A 22509-nucleotide genomic window follows, 5' to 3' on the forward strand; every position below is an offset into this window, starting at 1 on the left:
CGTGCCTGGATTCACATCCGACAAATGGTCCCTGACCGCGGTTTACCGGGCTTCAACGTCCGCCGGCATGCGACCCGGCGCAGCAGCCTGTCCGTGCTTCACTCCGAAAGAAGGAACATCAATATTCTTTCTTTGGACCGAACCAGCGGCCAATTTTGTTTCAAATTTATTCTTGTTCTCTTTGTGGCTGCCGCCGAACAGGTACTTATAGAATGACAAGAACGCCTTGAGGGTCCTTCTCAGCTCTGCCGGATTCCTCAGCACCGATTTCAGCTTCATGAACATATAGGCCGGCCGAAGATAGTATTCCCTGCGCGCGTAATTACAGAAATCTACGATTTCCTGAGCGGTGAGGTCGTGGGTCCGCACGACAGTGTTGTGGAGCCCTTCCGGCGTAAGCCACTCGTCGAATGATTTTGCATCGATCAGGTTTTCCTTTTTCGCCCACTCGTACGCTTCGGTACCTGGATAAATCATCAGCGGGAAGAACTGCGCAGTGTCTGTATTCAATTTTTTTGCCAGGTTGAGGGTCTCGTACATTGTCTCGAGCGTTTCCCCCCTGTTTCCCATCATGTAACACGCGTGGATCAGCAGACCGGTTTTCTTGGCATTTTCCGCAGCCTTGAATTGCTCGACGCTGACCCCTTTTTTCATCAGTTTCAGGATCTCATTCGAGCCGCTTTCAAAGCCGACGATGACCAGCCGGCAATTCGCCCTCTTCATCCATCGCATCGTCTCTTCATCGAGGTCCGCGCGGACGTTGCATGTCCATGTCAGCGTGTTCTTCTGCGCGATCAGCAGTTTGCAAACGTCGATCGTATGCTTTTTATAGACGGTAAACGTATCGTCCTCGATCGTGACTTCGACGACCTCGGGAAAGTTTTGTTCAATGTACCGGAATTCGGCCGCGATGCTTTCGGGGGAACGATGGATGTACGTGTGGCCGTAAAAGTTCTGGGGATAAACGCAATACGTGCAAAGGTACGGACAGCCTCTTCCGGTATACACCATCATTTGCGGATATCGGCCGGCCGCAAAAAAGTAGTCGCGCGGTTTGCAAAATCTTTTGAATATCTCGCTGGCAAACGGCATATCATCAAGCTTCTGATTGGCGGGCCGTTGAGGGTTCGAGCGAACAGATCCTCCGTCGCGCCAGGTGAGGGACGTCACTTTTTCCAGCGCTCCCCCGCCGGAGAGGACACCGGCTAATTCGACGATCGTTTCTTCGTATTCGTTTCGGGCAACGGCATCGGCCACCGGGTACTGGTTCAGCACTTCTTCGTGAAGGGCCGTTGCGTGATTCCCGACGAGGCAGACAAAAATCGAAGGGAACGTTTGTTTCAACTGTTCGGCGAAGCGTATATCGCTCGAGATACTCCCCGTACTGGTCTCTACGACCGCAAGCCCCGGCCGGAATTGATGAAGGCGTTCGATGACCTGCTCGGCTGAAATGATCTCCGCCGGCGCGTCGATCAGCGTTATGGAATGTCCGCGTTTCTCCGCTACCCCGGCGGCTAGTGCCAGCCAGATCGGGTAGTATACCGTTCCGCTTTTTGTGACCGCCGGACTTCGCGAACCGCGGGAGTATTTCGGGTGAAATGGGGGGTTAATGAACGCTATATTCATCGCTCTTTTCTCCAATCAAAATTATTGGCAAACGCCAGCTCGATAATGCTCCTTAGACATTGAATTTCCTGCACCAGAAAAGGGCTAAGTCCGGAATGGCTTATTCTTTTAATATAGGCAAGGAAGAGCCTCAAAGTAAAGCCCTGTATCACAATTAACCGTAATAACATCAATTTTGCAAATCCGTAATGCTTTTGAAAGAAGTAAAACATCCCACGATACCGCTCGACCAGAAGCCTGTTCGCCGTCTGCTTTTGGACCCGTTGTTTTGTAGAGTATCCGAAATGATGAATGATCGAAGATCCGGGAAGAAACACGGTCTTGTAGCCCGCACATTTCATCCTGTAACTCCATTCAACCTCTTCATTGTAGAGAAAAAACGCCTCATCAAGAAGCCCCACCCTGTCGATTGCCGCTCTCCGCACCATCATACATGCGCCGGTAACATGGTCGACTTCCATGATGCTTGAATGATCGCTATAGCTGTTGAGCGATTTGGCCGGAATAAATCTCCGTAACAACCCACCGACGACGCTATCATAGCGCACCAGTGATTTAAGAAATTCGTTAGCGTGAAAGAACTCCTTTGTCAGCGTCGGAAAAGAGTGGGTAGAATGTTCGATGCCTCCCAGTGAATCAAAGATCTTGCAGCCTGACACGGCGACATCCCTGTGCTCCTCTAAATATTCTATCATCGGGGGAAGCGAACCGGGGTTGAGAACGGTATCGGGGTTCAAAAGCAGAACATATGTCCCGGAGGATTGGAGAATCCCTGCGTTGCAGGCTCCCGCGAAACCAATATTCGCCGGATTAAAAACAAAGACGAAGGCCTGGAATTCATCCTTGAGGTCGCTGATGCTTTCGTCGGAGGCGTTGTCGATGATAAAGACTTCATAAGGAAATGGAAGCTGACATTCAAGGATCGAGTGCAGGCATCGTCTCAATACTGGCTTTGAATTGTAGTTGACTATAATAATAGACAGAACCAAAGACCTCTCCGGCTTCTACTGATATTGACCAACAATATTCTTTTTGAAATCTCTCAGCCCTTTCCGCGACGCCTCATACAGCATTCTGTCCGTGAAGTACCACACCGTCATTTTCAACCTTATCACAAAATAGAAATAGCATTTGGCGATCAACGGAAATGAAGTATCGATGAGCAAGTTCCTATTTCGTACGGCATAATACAGCGTTTGAGCCTTCAACAAGCGCTCTCCCCTGCACTTATGATAAATGACGGAAGACGGAACATACAGGAGTCTCAGACCATTTTTAACCGCCCTGGCCGAGTATTCGATATCTTCAAGATACAGAAAAAACCTCTCATCCAGGAATCCCAGCCTGGGCAGGTCCGCGACTCTGAGACAGAGATAACATCCGCTTGCGAATGTCACGAATTCGGGTTCTTTCTTCGCCGAGCCGACATCGACTGATTCGTCTCTATATCGGTGAACAGCCAGCCCTCTCCACCCAACAAGTTTTCCGCCCGCGTACCAAATTTTTTTCTTTTCGGGGTAATATGTAATCAGCCCGGTGCCGATGGAGGCATTGGTGTGATGGTCCATTTGCCGGAGAAGGGTTACAATCGCATTCTGTTCAACCAGCGTATCGTTATTTAATAAAATGACGTACTCGGCAGAGCGATCGGCCGCATAGCGAATGCCAATGTTGTTGGCCCCGGAAAAACCGAGGTTATGATCGTTGTGAAGGACCTTCACGCTGGAAAGACATTCCGACAATTTATCGAATGAATTGTCGGTCGATCCGTTTTCAATAATGAGGATACTATCATCCCCGACGCCTCCTTGTCCCAATGACCGGACACATTCGACTGTATCAGACCAGTTATTGTAATTCACCAACACAATGACGTATTTAAGCTTCTCCTTTGTCATAGGTCCGGTCATCTTCGCAGCAGCGCGAGGGCCATGAGTTCAGTGCCTTCGAATTCCATCCACCACACCGTTGAATATTCTTGACAAATATTCATCGCTAAATTCTATTGGAACGTCTGTTTGATAATTCCCCGACCGGCATGCGCTGAGAAATTCTGTCACCGTAGAATAGTCCTTTTCCTTGCCGGAGAAGCTGTCGAACAGATAGACCTGAGGAATTCGCCCGCATAATTTCCACACCGCACTTCCCCGGGGCGTTACCGCCAGAATCGGTTTTAATGCAGCAATGTACTCAAATAGCTTGCTCGGTATCGCCGCGTTTGACGCGGAGAGCAACAGCAGGCCGTTGGCCTCCTGGATCATTTCCAGCGCTGCGCTGCGCGGGACCCGGGGAACATGGGACAGGGTCCATCCGAGGCCGGCGATTTTTTCCTTCCATCGGTCAAATTCGTTGAGGTCAGGGGGTTCTAAATTTCCAAGGAGCCTAATGTCAATCTTCCGAGCCACCCCGCCATGCTGTCCTCCTCCGAGAATCGGATCTAGAAGAGATCCAATTTTCCGTGTGCGGCTTGACGCATAGAATTGTCCCGAATGCACCAGCGTAATAGCCTTCGAACCAGGGATCTTCGCCGTGCTGTTTTTCACACGGTCGTTGGCCACTGGATAACCGTTCGTAAGAACCGTCGTTTTTGCCGAAGCATGAGGGTATCGCTCCCCCAATTGTTCCTTCCATCGCTCCGACGTCACAAGAATTGCGTCGGCTTTGGCGATGATCTTTTCTTCCAGCCGGCTCTCAAGAAACCTTCGCAACCACAATTGATCGACAATCGGGCGCAAGGGTTCGTCAAGCCAGCCGTCGCGCAAATCGATGATCAGGGGCGCACCACATGTGCGCGATATTTCAAGAGATGCGACGTGAGACGACTCAGGGGGACTTGAGGAGAGCACGAGGGCCACATCGCGAAGGTGTTCTTTCACGATCGAGTTCCTCTTAATCCTCATGGCCCAAAAAATAGTTTGATCGGGGATTATTGAGACATAGGAAAAAAAACGCCATGCCCGCCGCAGGTAGCGATATTTATCCTTCCGTCCGTCTTTGTGGTCTGTGTATTTACCGGACATTTTCAAGGGATCCTTGAGCGTTATTTCAACGCCCCACGGCTGTTCCTGCACGTTATCTCTCACCCCCGCACTGAGAAGGACAATCCGGTTCCCTTCCTTGCTCAGCCATCTGATAAACCGCTCCATCCGATAGACCCCGACGTGGAAAGGGTTGGTCCAAAATGGGGCTATCAACAGAATGGTGCGGGATTTTTCAAGTGCGTTAATGAGACACCCTCCGGGCCGATAGCATCATCGGAGATATGATGCGTAAATGTTTTCCAGCTTTTGTAGCTGAGTCGTAAGGTTATAGTTTTCAGCGATGTGCTCTCTGCCGGCCTTGCCGAACGCCGCCATGGTTTCAGGCGCCTGAATGAGGCGCGAGAGTTCTTCGGCGAGTTTTACGCTATCTCTTTCCGGAACCAGGGATCCTGTGACCCGGTCGAGAACCACCTCGGGAATATCTGCGTGCACGGTAGAAACAACAGGAAGTCCCACTGCACTCGCTTCAATGATCCCGACCGGCGCACCCCCTTCATTGTCCCCGTCGGCTGCGGTCACGCTTGGATGGAGGAAAATATCCGCCTTGACCATTTCTTCTATAGTTTCGTGATGGCCTCGAGGGCCCAGAAGGGAGACACAATCTCCGATATTCAGCCGGAGGACCAATGATCGAATTCGCTCTTCGGCTTCCGGCTCGTCGCCGGAGCCGATCAGACGAAATTCAACTTCGCAACCGGCCTTCCGCAGAAGCGCCACAGCTTCCAGAGAATATTGGATCCCTTTTTTTTCTCGAAACGATGAAACCTGGAGAAGAATGAGCCTCCGTTTTGCTTTCCGTCCTTCGAATTGTTTTTGCGGGTATTTTTTGAGTTCAACCCCAAGATGTTGAATAATGATCTTGTCGCTGGGACATCCAAGATCGACCAATTGTCTTTTTAAGAAACTCCCTTCCGCAAGGAAGGCGGTACCATAATCAAAGAGCCCCTCATACCTTTTTTGCCACGACGGTATTTTTCCCAGTTTGGAAGCATCGACTCCATAAAATGTCGTAAACAACGGCAAGCCCATCCGCTCGACAAAGCCGAGCCAGCGGGCTCCTTCATATCCGAGATGGGCCTGGAACAGCGACGGCTTCAGTTCTCGAACTGTCTTTTCAAAAAAAAGGCCGTAACGGTCGGTTGCACGCCGCCATGCTCTATTGACCAACTGCTCGGGCATGGAAAAATCGTCTGGCGTGAAGACGTCTTTGAACGGGAACCGATCCCGGTGCTCGGAACGTTGTGAAAACACGACGTTGCGGAAATGCTCCAGTCCGGTCAATTGAGAATAGATCCAGGAACCGGTGAGGAACAAATAGGGGGTAACAAGATGAACGATGACGGGCTTCGGCGCACTATCCATGTTCTGTTCCAATCCGAAGGGCACCAAATTCAACGGTCGCTATCATGATCGCCCACACGAGATTCAGGTTGTACTTCGTTAGGGAGGCGCTAAAAAAAGACAACAGGATAAGTCCGCAGAATCCGGAAAAAAAACCGGCCGAATACCATTTGAAAAACGGCTCTTTCGTGTTCCGAAAAAGAAAATACGCCCGCCTCAAGACAAGGATGAGAAGAGCGACATAGACCGTGAATCCGACGATTCCCATTTTCCACAACATCGTCAGGTGCGACGTGTCCAGGCTCCAAACGCTCAAGTTGCTAAAAAACTTGTAAGCGACCTTATCCCCTAATCCCGCACCGAGGATTGGGAATTGACGGATACGCTGAATTGCGGCGAGATCAAGCTCAACGCGCATCATCAGCGAAACATCCTGACCGGTCTTTGAAAAACTTTCTGCCCTCTGTGTAATTTGCTGAGTCGAGCGAGATTCCGTAAGGCTGGTCAGGGTGTCCGGAGCAAAAACAAGAACTATCGCAGATACGAACAAAACGAGTGCCCCAAGCAGAAGGATGTATTTCGGTTGGACCTTTTTATCCTTCACAAGAAAAAATCCGAGGATGGTCAACGAAAGTGCGGAGGCCGCCCACTCTGCGCGCGTCAGCGAAATGATAAGTCCTGAAAGGAGAAGAACGCAGATTCCCCCCGCGATGACTTTCAGATTCCTTTTGGGGGTATAAACAATAAGCGCTGCAAGCAGCGTAAGAAGCATGGGATACATATCGGCATGATACGTCGCAATTCTACTGAATTTTCCCGCTGCAACCAAAATGCCGATATATTGAATACATGCGATCACTCCGCCCCCAAAAACAAACTTCAGGAGAAGCTTGGCATTTTGGTCCTCCTGCAACTCGACGAGGACAATAAAATAAAACGCGAAGTAAAGAAGCATGTGCCATTCCAGAACCAGCACATTCAAAGGGCGCCCGAGGGTATATCCGATCACGGCCGCGAGCAAGGTCATCAAAAGGAACAGACCCATGCCTTTGGAGAGCCCGCTCCAGTGAAGTTTGGCCCCTCGCCCTTCAACAACGTGTGCCACAAAGAGAAAAACGGAGACGCCTAGGAAAACATCCTGAATAAAGGGCATGAACGGAGCGTCCGTGTACGCATTCCACAAAACGCAAAAGGTGAGGGTCGAAATCCCTATGAAGAAGATATTCGGTGAAGAGTGGATGAACGCAAGCACGATAAAAAAGACGACCGCAGCAGACAGCGCTGTATACTCAAAGTTGACGAATACGGCAGCAGTGACGAACAGCATGAAACACGATAGAGCGGCTACGATCTTCTTGTCGAATCGAAATACCATCACTTTGTCATGAGCTGCAATCATGCCTGGCGAATGTATGAAATAATTGATTTCATGGATTCGCGGTTTAGTACGAGGCTGCAGAGGAGATAGACCGATATACCGGAAAGAAGCAATCCGATCAGTGTCTCAACCGGTGTCAACCAATCGCCGCAGGATGCCTTTAACGCGAAGATAACGGCAAGCATGAGTGCAGCGCAAGAAAAAGGCCTCCATACTTTTTTCAGGAGTTCGAGAATACTCAATCCAATCAGGCTGAACGGGATTGCAAGACCTGGATACAACCAAATCAAGCTCGCAATCAAATAGCCTGTTGCAACCCCGATCACGCCCCAATGCAGACCGATCACAAAGGCCGCGACGCCTGAAATACCCGTGGCGATTCCCCAGCGGAACATCCAGTCTGTCCGGCTCTTCGCCAGATAGATCGACCCCGTTGTTGAATCGATGGATTGCAGAAGACCGATCGGCGCTAAAATAACGATCAGCGAACTCACGGTCCTCCATTGGTCCCCAAAAAAGACATGGACGAGTGGACTGCTTACGCCGATGAGCCCGAGCATCATTGGAAATGCAATCGCAGCGATCGTTGATGCAACGTTGAGATAAGCTCTCCGAAACGTCATGTTGTCTTGGTTTAGCTTTGAGTACACAGGGAACATTACTCTCGAGATCACTGACGTCACATTTTGCCAAGGGTACAGGACGATACGGTATGCAAGGACATAATATCCTAGGTCCTGAGCCCCGAGGTATTTTCCGATGAGAAGTGAGTCTGCATTGCGAATAAAATAGTTCGTCATATTGAAGCCAGAGAGGTTGAGGCTGAAACGGGCCACGCTTTTTATCTCCGCCACGCTAAAAACCAGTCTCGGCTTCCAGCGGCTTAGTACCAGCGATAGCAATGTCGAAGACAACAGGGCAGTCGACAAAGCTTGGGCGACGAGGCTCCATACTCCCGCTCCGCGGATGGCAAGCGTGATCCCCACAACCGCTCCGAAAAGTGTCGAAGAGATTTCCGCCTTCGCCAGCTTTTCAAACTGAAGCTCGCGTTCCAAGAGCGCCTGGTGGGATATCCCAATACTTGAAATAAAAAACGACGCCGAAAGCGCTTTGAGGATCGGCACTAACCTTGCCTCCCCATAAAAAGATGCAAACAGAGGAGCGAGGACGAACACCAGCGACATCACGACTATCCCGAAGATCACGTTTAACCAAAAGATCCCCGATAATAATGTACCGGAAATCTCGTTGCGCTGAATGATCGCTGAGGATGTGCCTAAGTCCCTAAACACATTGAGGAAACCGACCACTACCATCGCCATGCTCATCAACCCGAAATCTGAAGGGGCCAGCGTGCGAGCTAGTACGATCGTCGTAACAAGCTGGAGGATCTGCCTGCCGAATTGCGAGATAGACGACCATTTTACTCCAGTGAGAATAGAGGGTAACAACGGCATGCTTAAAGCCTTCTTGCTATGCTGATGGCGCGTGTCGCAGAAGCGATTTCATTCTCGGCCCCTGCCAGCAGAATACTACGGGCACGCCGGATAGAGGGACGCAGGATGATCTTCGATTGTCCCGCATCAACCGGTGATTTCACTGGCACATCCAATCGTGACGATTCCTATTGAACTGGAGGCGGGAAGGCCGAACGTGATCACGCCGAGTACGCATGAACGGGATTTTTCAATGCCTTCCTGACAGGATTGAAATTCTTTCTCCTAAGTCTTCATAGTCATGAAGATGAACGAGATTTCTGCCGGGGAACATGGCAGTGTACTGAGAGACAGTCCTGAATTTCCAATATGGTCCATCTTCTTTATCGCTCGTATTTTCAACGAGGAACAACAACCCGTCAGGTTTCAGAACTCTTTCGATCTCGCGAACGGCGCGAACCAATTCGTTTCCTTGAATGCCTCCGAGAACCAAACATACCCACGCCACATCGACCGAACCATCCACAAGCGGAATCGTGCCTTGTTCCATCTGTTTGTATTCGACGCCGGAGCGTGCAGGCGCCTGTGCAAGCAGATCACGAATCGGGTCGATGCCAACGGCGTTCCCATGAATCATCTCAGCTAAGTCGCCAGTAAAGCGTCCTGGGCCGCATCCAAAATCCATCACCAATCGTTCCTTCCCTGTGAGCTGCCTGCGAAACCACGGATAGAGTTGCAGTTTTTGCTGTTCCGTGACTTTTTCAAATTCGATCGTTCCGTGCCCCAGGTTCAGCACGGAGTGGGCTCCGAATTTGCGGGCTCTCCATTTCCAATAACTGATCCCTCCTCTTCTCCACCCGCGCAGATACGGAATGTCGCGTATCGTATTCAGCAAACTAAAAACAAAATTGCGCATCGCTTTTTGCAACAAAGAACATTCGCAGACTATTTCCACTTGAATATGTTTGACCTGATGAATTTCATTTTTTCCGAATTTTTCCACTCGGAATTTTCGTTCAACAGAATATAAAAAAAGGCGATGAGCAGACCAACAACCGTAATGATTAAGCTGAACAGAAAGCGGGGCGGATACGATTTCTTCTCCGGAACCACCGGAAAATCGATCACTTGCAGAACAGGGGTATTCTTCTGCTCGTCAAATCTCGATTGTTCGTACATTGGAACCAAAAATTCCAGTATCTTCGAGTAGATTTCAACGTCGCGGAAATGGCGAAAATACTGTTTAGCAGCGGACGGGAGTGAATCAAGCGCGAGGATAACACCATTCCCTTCGCTTCCGGTCTTCATGGCGTTGAGTTTCTTTTCATACTCGTTGACTTGCAGCCGAACGCTTTCGAGTTGGGGCGACTCCTTCGATTGAGTCTTTTCGAGAATGGCAAGCTCCATTTGTTTCGAGATGAGGTCGGCTTCCAGGGACGAATACGCGCTAATAATGAGCTTCGATTGCTCTATGGCTTCGAGCATACCGGTATTTTCCTGGTAGAATTGGAGTGAATCTTCAGCAAGGCGGAGGTTCTTAGTCATTTCACTGTACCGCTGCTCTAAAAAGATTCGATTGTCCCGGGATTTCGCGACGTTAAGTTCGACAACATCCCTGTTCAGCTCTTCCAAAATATAATTTGCCATGTCAGCCGATTTCCGTGGCGAGCTGGCTCGGACGATAATTTCGTAAGCATTTTCATCAGTGACCCGTTTCTTTATTTTTGTACGCAATACCTCAACTGCCTTCTCCATGCTTGTAAGGTGATAGTCGTTCAACAGGTCAAATTTCATTACGATTTTCTCGAGCATCGCCCGGCTGCCCAGTATGGTCGAGTAGAGATCCATATCAACGGCACGCGTTGAAGTTCCAATCCCTCCAAGTCCCATCGGCAGCGTGCCGATGTTTTTCATGAGATTAGAGATCCCATTCTGTTGCGATTCTGTCGGCAAGATAATTGCGCTTGAATCATATTGTGGATCGACAAAGAGATAGACCATCAAATATGAGAAGAGCATCAATCCAACTGCCAGAGAAACCAGAACTTTTTTCCATTTGACGACCAGCACGAGGTAGTCGACAAATTCCGATTCATGAGTTTCAGCCATTCATAATCCTTATCGACAATGATTCATTTTCAGGGAACGTTCTTGCCGCTCGGTGCGACCTTACGAGGAATGAGTGTTAAGAATCGCCGTCACAGCTTCTATCACATCTTTAACATCTTCTTCCGTGAGTTTTGCTGAAAAGGGGATCGAGACGGTGCGATCTGCAACGTACTCGGTGTTTGGAAAATCTCCCTTTTTGTACCCGAATCGTTCGCGATAGTATGGGTGCAAGTGCAGCGCGGTGTAGTGAACGCCGGTCCCAATATTCTGCTTAAACAAGAGCTCCATAAATTGATCGCGCGTAATTGTTAGGTCTTCCAAATTGAGGAGCAAGGTGTACAGGTGGTAGGCATGGCGAGTATTCGGTTCAACCGGAGAGGGCAGGGTGACCGGAAGACCCTTAAAGGCGTCGTTGTACCGATCCCAGATCTCTTTCCGCCGCCTGGAGTAAGCTTCGATCTTCGGCAGTTGGCGAATGCCGATAGCCGCCTGGAGGTCCATCATGTTATACTTAAATCCTGGAAAAACTACTTCATAGTGTTTGAAGCCGGCATCCGAGTAACGCTGCCAGGCATCTTTCGTCATGCCGTGAAGAGCGTACATTTTTATTTTGTCGGCGATCTCCTTATCGTCGGTGGCAACCATGCCCCCCTCACCCGTGGTAATATTTTTGGTCGCATAAAAACTGTAGGCGGCCATTGCTCCGTAGTGACTGATTTTCTTTCCGCAATATTCCGTCTCGATAGCGTGGGCTGCATCGTTGATGACGATCGCTTTGGCGTCGTTCGCAATCGCCATGATCGACTTCATGTCGCAAGCCCGCCCGGCAAAATGCACGGGCAAGATCGCCTTTGTTGCATGCGTCAATTTCTTCTTGATCTGCTGAGGGTCAATGTTCAAGGTGGCGCGGTCGATATCGGCGAAAACCGGAAGGGCGCCGGTGTGTAGGATGGCATTCGCCGTGGCTGCAAACGTCATCGGCGTGGTAATCACTTCATCTCCTGCCTTGACGTGCGAAGCGACAAGAGAAAGGTGAAGAGCGGCAGTACACGAATGAACGGCCACGGCGTAGCGCGACCCAACATACTCCCGGAACATCGCCTCGAATCTTGCAACTTTAGGACCGGTACCAAGCCACGCGGAGCGCAATGAATCAACGACTTCCGCAATTTCATCTTCCTCGATACGCGGACTGCCGAACACTAAGAAAGAACTACGCATGAATAACTCCTGGGATAGCGGACAGCAATTCCTGCCGCCGTATCCTTCTATTTCTTCAATTGCACAACGAGCACTGCGGCAGTGACAATCGTCCCTATGATGCTGAACAATTGTCCATAGATCTGCATGTAATAGCTGAACGACCGGTATGGCTCCTTAGGAACCCAGATATAATCCCCCTCTTCAACTGTTGTCTCGCTCGGGGAAAGCCATTGCTTTGAACTTGCCTTGATGATATGAATATCTCCGCTGACGGCATCGTCTGCGAGCCCGCCGGCCTGTTCGATATAGTATTTATAGCTCTGGTTTCTGCTGAACGCGACATGGCCGGGCCGGATAACCTGGCCGAAGACGTAGACCGTCCCCGCCTTCGGAGCGATAATGATTCGATCTCCGTCCCGAAGATAGACGTCTTTGCTCTTGTCGTTCTTATTAAAGAGGCCGGCGAAATCGGCGACAACGAGCTCGCCATTCAGAAGGAGTTCATTCTCGATGCGAAAATACGTGCTGTCTTCCTGGGAAGTCTTTCCGCGAGAATTATCGACTGGAGTTTTTTTTGTATTCCGGAGAATGCGCGAACCTTCCAGCGATGCGTTCGAGGTAAACCCGCCGGCCCATTGAACGACCTCCGACAACGTGGTCGAATCTCTGGTAATCGGGTAGCTTCCAGGGTAGGTAATTTCCCCTTCGATGTTCACGCGATAATCATGCTGCAGCTCCGTTTTCTGCTTGACAAGAATCCTGTCTCCCCGCCGCAGCGGCACGTTGGCGGACGTCCCGGCTGCAATCGCTCTCAGGTCGACAGCGATCGACTGCAGCGTATTCCCTTCCACATCTGTCCGCGAGATAATGACGTTGGCGCTGTCGGCAAGCGGCGAGCATCCCCGCGCGATCAACAGCAGCGTCAGCAAACTGTCGCCGTCAACGAACTCGTAATCTCCGTCGCTGTTGACCGCTCCGAAAACGCCGACAAAATTCCTTGTATCATTTTTTTCCGGCACGATGACGACATCGCCGTCCCGAAGGAGCGGGTCACAACGCCAGTCCTTTGTTGCGATGTACTTCTCAATATCCGCCGGAGACTCCGTCCCGTCTTTATGCCGCACCGTCACTTTTCGCGTCGAGCCTTCTGCGGATAATTTTCGTACCTCATCGTTGGACAGTTTAATAGTCTTCGAGGCGACGTTGGCTTCGCTCATCGCCTTCAGGGCTTCGTCGGTCTGATTCTTTGCGAGAGCGATCGCGTCCTGTGCTCTCTCCGTCGCCAACACGTACACTGTATTCTCGATCAATCCAAATCCCGTGACCCGCACGGCGAGCATCCTCGGATTAACGAGCGTAAACGTCGCGGCCCCGCTGATATACTTTTTATGAATTTCAGCGACAACTTTTTTCTTGGCTTCATCAAGCGGCAAGCCTGCTACCGAAATTTCTCCGACTGTCGGTATAACAACCGAGCCTTCCGGAGTGATGGTCAGGAGCAAATTCAGCGGCGGACTGATCCACACATTGACGCTGTACACATCTCCGGGGCCAACGATGTATTCTTTGGGATCCACCGGTCCGTCCATGACCGCCATCTTGACATTCTGCAGATTCTGCTGGTATTGAGTCTGGGTCTGAAGCTGCTCTCTTTGCGAGAACGAATCGTCTTTTTTCTCGTTCAAATTCAGCTGCGCAAAGATCGATGCTGACAAAATGCAGGTTATCGAGAGCACCAAAAGAAATTTATTGATCATAGATAACATCGTTATGATTTTCGTCGATTGATTGAAAGAAGTTCATCCGCCATGATTTTCGCGATTCTTTCCGCCGTCTTTCCGTCCCATAGCTCAGGAATCTTTCCCTTCTTGACCGTTCCCCGAAAAACAGCACCGGCTTCCGTCGCGGTTTTCTCATAATCGAACCCCATCAACGTATTCGTCCCCTCCGAAACCGTCGATGGCCGCTCCGTATTCTCCCGCATCGTCAGACACGGAACGCCGAGGTATGTCGTCTCTTCCTGAATGCCCCCCGAATCGGTGATCGCAAGGGCCGCAGATTCCAGCAAACACAAGAAATCCAAATAACCGAGGGGGTCGCAAAGGATAATGTTTGAATTCTTCGCGAATGTCTTCCTCAGGTCGAACTCATCGATCATCTTCCTCGTCCGGGGATGTACAGGAAAAATCACCGGCTGCGCCCGCGCAATGCTTTCCAGCATTGAGAGGATGTTGGAGAGATTCGTCCGAACGTCGACGTTGCTCGGCCTGTGCAGGGTGACGAGCACGTATTTTTTTCCTTCAACGCCGAGAGTTTTCTTTATGACGGAGCGGCGCGATGTCTCTCGATAATGGACAAGGGAATCGATCATGATGTTGCCGACAAAGTACACCTTCGAATCGGCAACCCCTTCCCTCTTCAAATTGTCCAATCCGCTCCGCTCCGAGACAAAAAGAAAGTCCGCAATTGCGTCGGTAAGAAGGCGATTGATTTCTTCGGGCATCGTCCGGTCAAAACTGCGGAGCCCTGCCTCGACATGGGCGACGGGAATAAGGAGCTTGGCGCACACGAGCGTACATGCCACGGTAGAATTAACGTCTCCCACAACGACTACCAGATCGGGCTTTTCCCCAAGAACAACCTTCTCAAACTCGATCATGACCTTCGCCGTTTGCTCGGCCTGCGATCCTGACCCGATGCCCAGATACACATCGGGACGCGGGAGCTCCAGATCTTCAAAGAACACTTTGGACATGTTGGCATCGTAATGCTGGCCGGTGTGGACGATGCGATGCTGCACCGACGGATACTGCTTGAAAGCTTTGTGAAGGGGTGCCACCTTCATGAAGTTGGGACGCGCACCGACCACGCTGATGATTTTGTACGCACGGCTTGGAGCGCTCATGTCAGGCCGGTTCCTTCTTCAAACGGTCGGAGTACTGGGCCGCATAATACCGCTGGTATTCTCCGGTCAGGATTCTTTGCCACCATTCTCTATTGCTGCGGTACCAACGGATCGTCTCGCGAATGCCTTTTTCGAAGGTATGCGACGGCTTCCATCCCAGTTCTTTTTCTATTTTCGCGGCATCGATCGCATACCGGCGGTCGTGGCCCGGCCTGTCCTTCACGAACGTTATCAATGAATGCGGCTTGTCTAATTCCGTTAGGATCAGCTTGACAATTTCAATGTTCGCTTGCTCGTTGTCGCCGCCAATGTTGTACACTTCCCCTTCTTTTCCCTTGTGCAGGACGACGTCGAGCGCGGAACAATGGTCCTCGACGTACAGCCAATCGCGAACGTTGAGCCCGTCGCCGTAGACCGGAAGGGGTTTATCGTTCAGCGCATTGGCAATCATCAGGGGTATCAATTTTTCGGGAAACTGGTACGGCCCGTAATTGTTCGAACAGCGGGTGACGATAACGGGGGTGCCGTAGGTTCTAAAATATGAGAGAGCGATCAAATCGGACGAGGCTTTGCTCGCGGAATAGGGGCTGTTCGGATGGAGCGGCGTCGCCTCGGTGAACTTGCCCGTTGCTTCGAGCGAACCGTACACTTCATCAGTCGAGACATGGATGAACCGCTGAATGCCAGCCTGCCGCGCGGCCTCGAGGAGCATGCTCGTTCCCAGAACATTCGTGCGCACAAAGACCGACGGGCCGAGAATGCTCCGATCGACGTGAGACTCAGCCGCGAAATGGACGACGGCGTCCACGCGATAATCACGAAGAACTCTTTCAACCGCTGCGTCGTCGCAGATATCGGCGTTCACAAAAATATAACGAGGGCTTAGATCGACTCCGGACAGGTTCTCCAGGTTCCCCGCGTACGTCAGCGCATCGTAATTGATGACGCGGTACTCGCGATACCGCTGCAGCAGATACCGGATGAAATTGCTGCCGATGAATCCTGCCCCTCCTGTGACCAGAATATTTTTCATCCGACCGATCAGTCTAGTTGAAAAATTGTCTCTGTACGGTTTTCATGACGAATTTCATCAACCGGTTCTTTCTTCCCGTAGCCGGCAAAAAGGCGGTTCGGCAAATTAATGACGGTGCCGTCCGACGTCCCGACATTCTTGTATGCGTGAACGACTCCTGGGGGAATGATAACGGACTTCGGTGCGTCCTCGCCGGCGATGAACGAGAATTTACGAAGATACGTCGGCGAATCTTTCCTGCTGTCCCACACATAGACCTTGAAATTTGAGGGACCGACAAATGCGAAAAGGTCTGCCTGGCCTGTGTGTTCGTGCGGACCGCGCGCCACTCCCGGGTGTGTGACTGAGATGTACGACATCACCGGCATGAATTGCCGGTCGATCTCGTCTTCCCTGAAGAGCTCTGACAGCCATCCCCGGTCGTCGACGAACTTCTTCAGGTCGCGGATGACGACATCATGAATTTTTCCATCTTGAAACGTCATTGTCGTGTCCCTTTTTCAAAAGGATCTCATGGTGATTGAAACGTAAATTGTAATTTACAAAACTCGTCGAGCAAAATCAACGAACAACGGCGCTAAGTCGTTAAACGATAATGCGATCGTGAAATCCAAGCGCAGAAACCGCTCGCGCTTACTTCAGAAAAGAAAGGCTGAACGCTAGAGTAGCAAAAGAGATGGGATTTTTTCCTTTTGTGTTAGCTGTTGCTGCAAAAATATAGAGAACGGTTTTGAAAGAATCAACCTACATTTTTTGAGGGGCCGAGACGCCCAGCACGGCACATCCGTTTGCGATGACAATGCGGGCCATCTGGCATACCGCAAGTCTCGCCTGCATCAATTCCTTGTTGTCGCCGATCACACGATGCTCGTGGTAGAAGCGATGAAAGGCCTCCGCCACCTCCCGAAGATAGGTCGTCAACCGATGCGGCTCGTATGCCTCCGCACAATTGACGATCACTTCCGGAAACTCCAGCAACAGCTTTAGAAGGCCGATTTCCTCTTTCTCAGTGATCAGCTCGAAGCGCGTGGTGCCGAAAAGGTACGCGAGATCGTCCACCCGAACACCCTGCTCGACCGCGAACCTCAGAATGCTGGCGATGCGTGCGTGGGCGTATTGAAGATAGTAGACAGGATTCTGCTCGGATTGTTCCTTCGCGAGGGCGACGTCGAATTCCAAATGAGTGTTCGCGCTGCGCATGACGAAAAAGTAGTGAACGGCATCCGTGCCGACCTCATCGATCAGATCATCGAGCGTGTACACGTTCGCGTTCCGCTTCGACATCTTCACCACCTCTTTGCCGTCCACGAACGAGACCATCTGATGGATGATGACCTTGACCTTGTTCGTGTCGAAGCCGAGAGCCTTGACCCCCGCGAGGACATCCGGTATCGTCGCGATATGGTCGGCGCCGAAAATATCGACGACAAGGTCGAACCCTCTCCGGAATTTCTCCCGGTGATACGCAATGTCCGGCAGCCGGTATGTAGGCTCCCCCGTTCTCTTGACAATGACGCGGTCCTGGTCCAGACCGACCGCAGTCGCTTTGAACCACACCGCCCCTTCGCTGTCGTACGCCAGTCCCCGCGAGCGGAACTCCTCGACCACCTCCTTAATCTTGCCGGAAGAATAGAGGGAGTCTTCATTATAGAATACGTCGTGTTGAACGCCGAGCCTTGCCAGAGTTTTCTTGATCTTGTCAAAACACCAGGCCTCGGCTTTTTGCTTGAAGTACGCCCTCTCCTGGCCGGCCTCGCGTAAACTCTCCCCTTTCTCGTTCTTAATTTCCAGCGCGATCTCAGTGATGTAATCCCCCTGGTAGCCTCCGGCGGGAAAAGGATAATCATCTCCCAGGGATTGGCGGTAACGGGCGTAGACGCTTTCGCCGAGGGTCCGCATCTGGTTGCCGGCGTTGTTGAAATAATATTCACGAGTCACCGCGTGGCCCGTCCATTCAAGCAGGTTCGCGATCGTCGCGCCGAGAATCACCTGGCGCCCGTGGCCGCTGTGAAGAGGGCCGGTCGGATTTGCGCTCACCCATTCAATGTTCGTCTTCTGACCATGGGCGATGTCGGACTTTCCGAAGGCAGCGCCGAGCTGCAGGATCGCTTTTGCGCTGTCGATAACATACGAGTCGGTGAAGCGGAAATTGATGAAACCGGGGCCGGCAATCTCCGTGGACGCTATCTTCGATGGATCCAAGTCGAGTTTTCCCACGATCGACTGGGCGATCTGGCGGGGATTTTTTCCTGCCGATTTTGCAATAGCCATCGCGACGTTCGTGGTCAGGTCGCCATGAGCAGCAACTTTCGGTTTCTCAAAAAAGATCACGGCGGCGGGGTACTCAAGCGAAGCGAGCGCGCCGGCAACAGCGCGGTGCAGATACTCTTTCATTGATGGGCGGTCTTTTTCAGCAGAGCCTTTTTCCTAGGTTGAACTGCGGCAGGTTTGTCTTCAATGTATTCGAATTTTGCGTCCCCCCAGAGCTTCTCTAAGTTATAGAAGGAGCGCGTCTCTTTGTGAAACACGTGCACAACGACGTTCACGAAATCCAGCAGCACCCAGGTCGATTCTCCATGTCCCTCATCGTGCCAGATCTTTTCGCCGGCGCCCATTGCGCCGTCACGGATGCCATCGGCGATAGCCCGGACGTGCGTGTCGGAATCCGCCGAGCAGATGACAAAGAAATCCGACATCGATGTGAGCTTCCGCAGATCGAGGAGAACAACATTCTGCGCCTTCTTCAACAATGCGAAGGCGGCTATCTTCTTAGCGAGTGCTTTTGAGGTCAACATCGTCCCTTTCTTGTTGTGAATGATGGCGTGCGGTCATTTCCATGCGCGCAGGGTCTTAAAATCCTTTCCAAGAACCACGGAGGCGGTGACGAAATACTCCGGGCTTATTTGTTGGATCACATTTGCCGGATCGATCCCAAGATCCGAGGCGATTTTTTTTGCAATGTCCGCGTTCCCGCACCGGTCGACGACCATCGACTGCTTGACGTCAAATGTTTTATAGTTGCCCATATCGACGACGTCGTATCCGGAAGCGCGAAGAAAGCTAGTCACTTTCTGCCCGGTCCCCGAAACGCCGCAGCCGTTCAGGACATCGATCTGGACGATATTCTTTGCCGGCGAAGCGGTGGTGCCAGCCTCGCGGCTGCGATTGCCATTGTGATCTGAAGGAAAGCTGATTGCGTACACCTGATAAAGAACAAAGGCGGAAACTGCGGCGAGGAGAAGATTAAGAGCAATTTTTTTTGACGAACGTGATGTTTCTTTTTCGGTCATAGCACTCCGCTTACCCGGGGACAAAAAAATAACCGAGGATGCGTCCCGCGCCGCCTCGGTTATTCACGCAAAATACCATAGCATATCTGGTTGGCTTCAATATCCCTCGTCGGACCCCATTCCGTGATAAAAGCCTGCGTACGGCGAGAACATTCCGTACATCCCTAAAGGCACTTTCTGGTACGAAAGGCGGAGCAGCATATTGTCGGACGGGTGGTAGTTGATCTCTGCCCGATTCAGGTACACCCCGGTCAAGCTGCTCTGAAGACGCTGGTCAAACGTACTGAACGGCGAGCTTTGAAGACTGACGTCGACCCGCGCATCGAGGTTATTGGAGAACTTATACATCATGCTGTTGGTGTACATCGCCAGCGAAAGCCCCTGACCGCCCATCGTCATATAGTTCATCGAAAAGCTCTGCCGCATCTTAAAATTATCCGGGTTAAAGAAACTCAATAAGTCGGCATCAGTTTCAGGGCGGATGAACGAATCAGAGACCTTCGGCTCATCCTCCGCGGTTCTTTTGAACTGCGAAAATGCGCAGGCCGAACTGATCAGGGTAAGAGCGAACAGCCACGCTGCGACAAATCGAACTCTGCTCCTCATAACGACTCCTTCTTGGTCTCCTCAAGTGATAATAAACAAAAACGGAGTAATTGTCAATATATTCATCTACTTAAACATGCGGGGCGGAGGTGGAGTTCCTTTTCCTCAGGATTCGGTCTGCTTCCTCCAATTGCTCCACGGTATTCACCCCCCGGACTTCGTCAAAATCAACAGCTTTTTTCGCCGCAACTTTCATCCCGTGTTTCCAGAAATAATTGAAAACGTCCGTGAGATAATACTCATGCTGAACGTTGTTGGTCGTGATATGAGCGAGTGCATCGAACAAATGGAGGTTGTCGAAGATATATATCCCCGAATTAATCTCCTTGACGTTTCGCTCCTCTTCCGTTGCATCTTTATGTTCAACGATCCCGGTGACATTATCGCCACTGCCTCGAAGCACTCTTCCATATCCCGTCGGATCGGCAAGGTCGGCGGTAAGGATGGTGGCGACCGCTTCTTTTTCATGATGGAATGAGATCAGGCTCCGAATCGTCGATACATGCAGAAGGGGAACATCACCCGACAGAACCAAAACGTCTCCGTTGAAATTCAGCAGCGAATCCTTTGCCTGCATCACGGCATGTCCGGTGCCGAGCTGGGGGTCTTGAACCGCAAATTCGACGGTAGGGGCATCGCGGCGCAAATACTCAATGACAGCTTCTCGGTAATGCCCGACGATCGCGATAACACGGGATGAATGCAGCGCAACGGCCAGTTCGACCACGTGATGAATCATCGGCTTGCCGGCGACTTCGAACATCACCTTTGCCTTCTCAGAATTTTTCATGCGGGTCCCCTTCCCCGCAGCCATGATGACCGTAGCAAATCTATTTTCCATTTGTCCTCAACGTATCTTGACGAGAGTGTTATCGATGAGCCGCGTTGCGCCGAAGCGGACCGCCAAAGCGACAAGAACCCGGCGGCCGCGCTCAAGGGTGCCGACGTCGGCAAGCGACTCAGCATCGACGACGGCGACATAGTCTATTTTCGCTGAGGGTCTCCGTTCGATCATCTGCCTCATCGCGGCTGCAATTCTTCCGGCATCCCTCTCCCCCTCAGCGACCAGTTCCCGGGCATGGCAAAGTGAAGCATACAGGACCAACGCCTCACCACGCTCGGCTTCGGACAAATAAACGTTGCGCGAGCTCATGGCAAGACCATCCTTTTCCCGCACGATCGGCGAAACGACGACCTCGATGCCCAAATTCAGGTCCTTCACCATCCTTTTGACGACGACGCATTGCTGCGCATCTTTCTGGCCGAAGAATGCTTTATGCGGCTTTGTCAGCGAAAAAAGTTTCGTTACGACGGTTGCCACTCCGCGGAAATGCGTCGGCCTGAATTTTCCCTCCAGCGTCGAAGAAAGCTGTTCGAGGCTGACGTAGGTGGAATATCCTTCCGGGTACATTTCCCCTTCGCGGGGGGCGAAGAGAACGGACGCTCCCGCCGACTTGCACAGCCGCGCATCGCGGGCCATGTCGCGAGGGTACCGGGCAAAATCCTCCTGAGGGGAAAACTGGGCAGGGTTCACAAAAATGGAAACGATCACGACATCGCACGAGCGTTTTGCCCGCGCGATAAGGCTGAGGTGCCCCTTGTGCAGATATCCCATCGTGGGAACGAGGCCGATCACTTTTTTCCCAAGCCTCGTTTTCTCGGAGAACTGCTGCATCTCGGCAAGGGATACAATGGTCTTCATGCGGCGATCATTTCAAGCAGCTTGGAGATCGTCTCCCGCAGATCCTTTCTGTTCACCACCAGATCGATAAACCCCTTTTCCTGCACAAACTCAGCTTTCTGAAATCCCGGGGGGAGATCCTTTCCGATCGTTTGCTTGATCACACGCGGACCGGCAAACCCGATCAACGCACCGGGTTCCGCGATATGAATATCGCCGAGCATCGCATAACTTGCGGTCACTCCTCCTGTGGTCGGGTCCGTCATGAGCGATATGTACGGGATGTGCGCATCCGAGAGGCGGGCCAGCTTTGCGCTCGTCTTCGCCATCTGCATCAGCGAATAAGCCGCTTCCATCATCCTCGCTCCGCCGCTTGATGAGATGACGATCAGCGGGGATCTTGACTTCAACGCTTTATCCGCAGCACGGCTGATCTTTTCTCCGACAACTGAACCCATGCTGCCGCCGATGAACGCAAAGTCCATGCACGCGATAACAACATCTCTCTTTTTGATTTTTCCGGTTCCGCTTCGGACGGCGTCGTTGAGTCCCGATTTCCTGATCGTGTCTTTGACACGGTCCTTGTAGCGTTTCGTGTCGGTAAAGTTCAGGGGGTCTTTCGACGTCATCTTCCTGTCCAATTCTCTGAAACTCCCCTCATCGAGCAGAAGTGAAAAATATTCCCTGCTTCCGATGCGGAAATGAAAATTGCACTTTGCACAAACCCAGAGGTTCTGTTCGAGAACCTTTTTGTGGACGATCTCACCGCACGATTCGCACTTCCTCCACAGACCTTCCGGCGTATCCTTTTTTTGCGATTCCGAAGAAATACTTTCTTTTGATCGTCGAAACCAGGCCAT

General features: G+C 51.4%; 21 protein-coding genes. All 21 read right to left on the reverse strand.

Annotated elements, in window-relative coordinates; translation table 11 throughout:
- Positions 1–42: 42 nt before the first annotated feature.
- The 21 genes from VMF88_06445 to accD all read right to left on the reverse strand — a co-directional run bounded on the left by VMF88_06445 (position 43) and on the right by accD (position 22509).
- Complete coding sequence (locus VMF88_06445; protein ID HTY10694.1) at positions 43–1626, reverse strand: radical SAM protein; 1584 nt, start codon at positions 1624–1626, stop codon at positions 43–45.
- On the reverse strand, positions 1623–2615 hold the full coding sequence (locus tag VMF88_06450; GenBank protein ID HTY10695.1) for a glycosyltransferase family 2 protein: 993 nt from the start codon (positions 2613–2615) through the stop codon (positions 1623–1625). Before VMF88_06450 ends, VMF88_06445 begins: the two co-directional genes overlap by 4 nt.
- Positions 2616–2630: 15 nt before the next feature.
- The gene (locus VMF88_06455; GenBank protein HTY10696.1) at positions 2631–3524 is read right to left on the reverse strand and encodes a glycosyltransferase family 2 protein; all 894 of its coding nucleotides are present in this window, start codon (positions 3522–3524) and stop codon (positions 2631–2633) included.
- 39 nt (positions 3525–3563) lie between these two features.
- Entirely contained in the window at positions 3564–4820 is a 1257-nt protein-coding gene (locus VMF88_06460; GenBank protein ID HTY10697.1) for a glycosyltransferase, read from the reverse strand.
- 57 nt (positions 4821–4877) lie between these two features.
- Complete coding sequence (locus tag VMF88_06465) at positions 4878–6029, reverse strand: glycosyltransferase (protein ID HTY10698.1); 1152 nt, start codon at positions 6027–6029, stop codon at positions 4878–4880.
- Positions 6022–7407: an O-antigen ligase family protein gene (locus tag VMF88_06470; protein HTY10699.1), complete on the reverse strand. Its 1386-nt coding sequence runs from the start codon at positions 7405–7407 to the stop codon at positions 6022–6024. The genes VMF88_06465 and VMF88_06470 overlap by 8 nt, the downstream gene beginning before the upstream one ends.
- On the reverse strand, positions 7404–8843 hold the full coding sequence (locus VMF88_06475; protein ID HTY10700.1) for an MOP flippase family protein: 1440 nt from the start codon (positions 8841–8843) through the stop codon (positions 7404–7406). Before VMF88_06475 ends, VMF88_06470 begins: the two co-directional genes overlap by 4 nt.
- Positions 8844–9072: 229 nt before the next feature.
- Positions 9073–9738: a class I SAM-dependent methyltransferase gene (locus tag VMF88_06480; protein ID HTY10701.1), complete on the reverse strand. Its 666-nt coding sequence runs from the start codon at positions 9736–9738 to the stop codon at positions 9073–9075.
- A gap of 29 nt (positions 9739–9767) precedes the next feature.
- On the reverse strand, positions 9768–10931 hold the full coding sequence (locus tag VMF88_06485; GenBank protein HTY10702.1) for a Wzz/FepE/Etk N-terminal domain-containing protein: 1164 nt from the start codon (positions 10929–10931) through the stop codon (positions 9768–9770).
- A gap of 60 nt (positions 10932–10991) precedes the next feature.
- On the reverse strand, positions 10992–12152 hold the full coding sequence (locus VMF88_06490; GenBank protein ID HTY10703.1) for a DegT/DnrJ/EryC1/StrS aminotransferase family protein: 1161 nt from the start codon (positions 12150–12152) through the stop codon (positions 10992–10994).
- 47 nt (positions 12153–12199) lie between these two features.
- Positions 12200–13891: a polysaccharide biosynthesis/export family protein gene (locus VMF88_06495; protein ID HTY10704.1), complete on the reverse strand. Its 1692-nt coding sequence runs from the start codon at positions 13889–13891 to the stop codon at positions 12200–12202.
- Between the two features lie 11 nt (positions 13892–13902).
- Entirely contained in the window at positions 13903–15039 is a 1137-nt protein-coding gene (gene wecB, locus VMF88_06500; protein HTY10705.1) for a UDP-N-acetylglucosamine 2-epimerase (non-hydrolyzing), read from the reverse strand.
- 1 nt (position 15040) lies between these two features.
- The gene (gene rfbB, locus VMF88_06505; protein HTY10706.1) at positions 15041–16072 is read right to left on the reverse strand and encodes a dTDP-glucose 4,6-dehydratase; all 1032 of its coding nucleotides are present in this window, start codon (positions 16070–16072) and stop codon (positions 15041–15043) included.
- A gap of 8 nt (positions 16073–16080) precedes the next feature.
- Entirely contained in the window at positions 16081–16557 is a 477-nt protein-coding gene (locus VMF88_06510) for a dTDP-4-dehydrorhamnose 3,5-epimerase family protein (GenBank protein ID HTY10707.1), read from the reverse strand.
- 259 nt (positions 16558–16816) lie between these two features.
- Positions 16817–18466, reverse strand: a complete 1650-nt coding sequence (argS, locus tag VMF88_06515; protein HTY10708.1) for an arginine--tRNA ligase — start codon at positions 18464–18466, stop codon at positions 16817–16819.
- Positions 18463–18867 carry a ribosome silencing factor gene (gene rsfS, locus VMF88_06520; protein HTY10709.1) on the reverse strand — a complete coding sequence of 135 codons (405 nt, stop codon included), beginning with the start codon at positions 18865–18867 and terminating at the stop codon, positions 18463–18465. Before rsfS ends, argS begins: the two co-directional genes overlap by 4 nt.
- 33 nt (positions 18868–18900) lie before the next feature.
- Complete coding sequence (locus tag VMF88_06525) at positions 18901–19362, reverse strand: LytR C-terminal domain-containing protein (protein HTY10710.1); 462 nt, start codon at positions 19360–19362, stop codon at positions 18901–18903.
- Between the two features lie 96 nt (positions 19363–19458).
- Positions 19459–19968, reverse strand: a complete 510-nt coding sequence (locus VMF88_06530; GenBank protein HTY10711.1) for a hypothetical protein — start codon at positions 19966–19968, stop codon at positions 19459–19461.
- Between the two features lie 70 nt (positions 19969–20038).
- Positions 20039–20809, reverse strand: coding sequence for a sugar phosphate nucleotidyltransferase (locus VMF88_06535; GenBank protein HTY10712.1), 771 nt, complete (start codon positions 20807–20809; stop codon positions 20039–20041).
- Between the two features lie 6 nt (positions 20810–20815).
- On the reverse strand, positions 20816–21670 hold the full coding sequence (panC, locus tag VMF88_06540) for a pantoate--beta-alanine ligase (protein ID HTY10713.1): 855 nt from the start codon (positions 21668–21670) through the stop codon (positions 20816–20818).
- Positions 21667–22509, reverse strand: coding sequence for an acetyl-CoA carboxylase, carboxyltransferase subunit beta (accD, locus tag VMF88_06545; protein HTY10714.1), 843 nt, complete (start codon positions 22507–22509; stop codon positions 21667–21669). The genes panC and accD overlap by 4 nt, the downstream gene beginning before the upstream one ends.

Source organism: Bacteroidota bacterium (genome assembly GCA_035506275.1).
In the GTDB taxonomy this organism is placed as follows: domain Bacteria; phylum Bacteroidota; class Ignavibacteria; order UBA10030; family UBA8401; genus JAGVPT01.

Bases quoted from the DNA above. Each gene is read 5' to 3' on its own strand.
- VMF88_06445 (HTY10694.1), bottom strand. From the start codon at position 1,626: ATGAATATAGCGTTCATTAACCCCCCATTTCACCCGAAATACTCCCGC.
- VMF88_06455 (HTY10696.1), bottom strand. From the start codon at position 3,524: ATGACAAAGGAGAAGCTTAAATACGTCATTGTGTTGGTGAATTACAAT.
- VMF88_06465 (HTY10698.1), bottom strand. From the start codon at position 6,029: ATGGATAGTGCGCCGAAGCCCGTCATCGTTCATCTTGTTACCCCCTAT.
- VMF88_06470 (HTY10699.1), bottom strand. From the start codon at position 7,407: ATGATTGCAGCTCATGACAAAGTGATGGTATTTCGATTCGACAAGAAG.
- VMF88_06475 (HTY10700.1), bottom strand. From the start codon at position 8,843: ATGCCGTTGTTACCCTCTATTCTCACTGGAGTAAAATGGTCGTCTATC.
- VMF88_06480 (HTY10701.1), bottom strand. From the start codon at position 9,738: ATGCGCAATTTTGTTTTTAGTTTGCTGAATACGATACGCGACATTCCG.
- VMF88_06485 (HTY10702.1), bottom strand. From the start codon at position 10,931: ATGGCTGAAACTCATGAATCGGAATTTGTCGACTACCTCGTGCTGGTC.
- VMF88_06490 (HTY10703.1), bottom strand. From the start codon at position 12,152: ATGCGTAGTTCTTTCTTAGTGTTCGGCAGTCCGCGTATCGAGGAAGAT.
- VMF88_06495 (HTY10704.1), bottom strand. From the start codon at position 13,891: ATGATCAATAAATTTCTTTTGGTGCTCTCGATAACCTGCATTTTGTCA.
- wecB (HTY10705.1), bottom strand. From the start codon at position 15,039: ATGAGCGCTCCAAGCCGTGCGTACAAAATCATCAGCGTGGTCGGTGCG.
- rfbB (HTY10706.1), bottom strand. From the start codon at position 16,072: ATGAAAAATATTCTGGTCACAGGAGGGGCAGGATTCATCGGCAGCAAT.
- VMF88_06510 (HTY10707.1), bottom strand. From the start codon at position 16,557: ATGACGTTTCAAGATGGAAAAATTCATGATGTCGTCATCCGCGACCTG.
- argS (HTY10708.1), bottom strand. From the start codon at position 18,466: ATGAAAGAGTATCTGCACCGCGCTGTTGCCGGCGCGCTCGCTTCGCTT.
- rsfS (HTY10709.1), bottom strand. From the start codon at position 18,867: ATGTTGACCTCAAAAGCACTCGCTAAGAAGATAGCCGCCTTCGCATTG.
- VMF88_06525 (HTY10710.1), bottom strand. From the start codon at position 19,362: ATGACCGAAAAAGAAACATCACGTTCGTCAAAAAAAATTGCTCTTAAT.
- VMF88_06530 (HTY10711.1), bottom strand. From the start codon at position 19,968: ATGAGGAGCAGAGTTCGATTTGTCGCAGCGTGGCTGTTCGCTCTTACC.
- VMF88_06535 (HTY10712.1), bottom strand. From the start codon at position 20,809: ATGGAAAATAGATTTGCTACGGTCATCATGGCTGCGGGGAAGGGGACC.
- panC (HTY10713.1), bottom strand. From the start codon at position 21,670: ATGAAGACCATTGTATCCCTTGCCGAGATGCAGCAGTTCTCCGAGAAA.
- accD (HTY10714.1), bottom strand. From the start codon at position 22,509: ATGGCCTGGTTTCGACGATCAAAAGAAAGTATTTCTTCGGAATCGCAA.